This window comes from Mesobacillus thioparans, assembly GCF_965138835.1.
GTDB classification, from domain to species: Bacteria; Bacillota; Bacilli; order Bacillales; family Cytobacillaceae; genus Mesobacillus; species Mesobacillus thioparans.
Map to the genome: position 1 here is coordinate 1 of NZ_CBCSFH010000029.1, position 1,588 is coordinate 1,588.

The window sequence follows — 1,588 nt, forward strand, 5'->3', positions numbered from 1 at the left end:
TTTGTTCCTTGAAAACTAGATAATCGTAAGTAAGAAGAACCAAGAAGAAAACCGAGTGATCGCCATTTTAGTTTTCTCTCTATTCAATTAGAGAAATGACCTTTTAGGTTAAGTTAGAAAGGGCGCACGGTGGATGCCTTGGCACTAGGAGCCGATGAAGGACGGGACTAACACCGATATGCTTCGGGGAGCTGTAAGTAAGCTTTGATCCGGAGATTTCCGAATGGGGAAACCCACTGTTCGTAATGGAACAGTATCTTTACCTGAATACATAGGGTATTGAAGGCAGACCCGGGGAACTGAAACATCTAAGTACCCGGAGGAAGAGAAAGCAAACGCGATTCCCTGAGTAGCGGCGAGCGAAACGGGACATAGCCCAAACCAAGAGGCTTGCCTCTTGGGGTTGTAGGACACTCTACATGGAGTTACAAAGGAACGGGGTAAATGAAGTGGTCTGGAAAGGCCCGTCAAAGAAGGTAAAAACCCTGTAGTTGAAACTTCGTTCCCTCCTGAGTGGATCCTGAGTACGGCGGGACACGAGAAATCCCGTCGGAAGCTGGGAGGACCATCTCCCAAGGCTAAATACTCCCTAGTGACCGATAGTGAACCAGTACCGTGAGGGAAAGGTGAAAAGCACCCCGGAAGGGGAGTGAAATAGATCCTGAAACCGTGTGCCTACAAGTAGTCAGAGCCCGTTCATGGGTGATGGCGTGCCTTTTGTAGAATGAACCGGCGAGTTACGATCCCATGCAAGGTTAAGTTGAGAAGACGGAGCCGCAGCGAAAGCGAGTCTGAATAGGGCGAATGAGTATGTGGTCGTAGACCCGAAACCAGGTGATCTACCCATGTCCAGGGTGAAGGTTGGGTAACACCAACTGGAGGCCCGAACCCACGCACGTTGAAAAGTGCGGGGATGAGGTGTGGGTAGCGGAGAAATTCCAATCGAACTTGGAGATAGCTGGTTCTCTCCGAAATAGCTTTAGGGCTAGCCTCACGTTGTAAGAGTCTTGGAGGTAGAGCACTGTTTGGACTAGGGGCCCTCATCGGGTTACCGAATTCAGACAAACTCCGAATGCCAAAGACTTATCCGTGGGAGTCAGACTGCGAGTGATAAGATCCGTAGTCAAAAGGGAAACAGCCCAGACCACCAGCTAAGGTCCCAAAGTATACGTTAAGTGGAAAAGGATGTGGAGTTGCTTAGACAACCAGGATGTTGGCTTAGAAGCAGCCACCATTTAAAGAGTGCGTAATAGCTCACTGGTCGAGTGACTCTGCGCCGAAAATGTACCGGGGCTAAACGTATCACCGAAGCTGTGGATTGACATCTCTGATGTCAGTGGTAGGAGAGCGTTCTAAGGGCGTTGAAGTCAGACCGTAAGGACTGGTGGAGCGCTTAGAAGTGAGAATGCCGGTATGAGTAGCGAAAGATGGGTGAGAATCCCATCCACCGAATGCCTAAGGTTTCCTGAGGAAGGCTCGTCCTCTCAGGGTTAGTCGGGACCTAAGCCGAGGCCGAAAGGCGTAGGCGATGGACAACAGGTTGATATTCCTGTACCACCTCTTTATCGTTTGAGCANNGGGGGGACGC

1 rRNA gene (cut by a window edge) is annotated in these 1,588 nt (G+C 50.3%); it reads left to right on the forward strand.

The window, feature by feature from the left end:
* Positions 1–106: 106 nt before the first annotated feature.
* Positions 107–1,588, forward strand: a 23S ribosomal RNA gene (locus ACNAZ4_RS23755) (it continues 1,557 nt past the right edge of the window).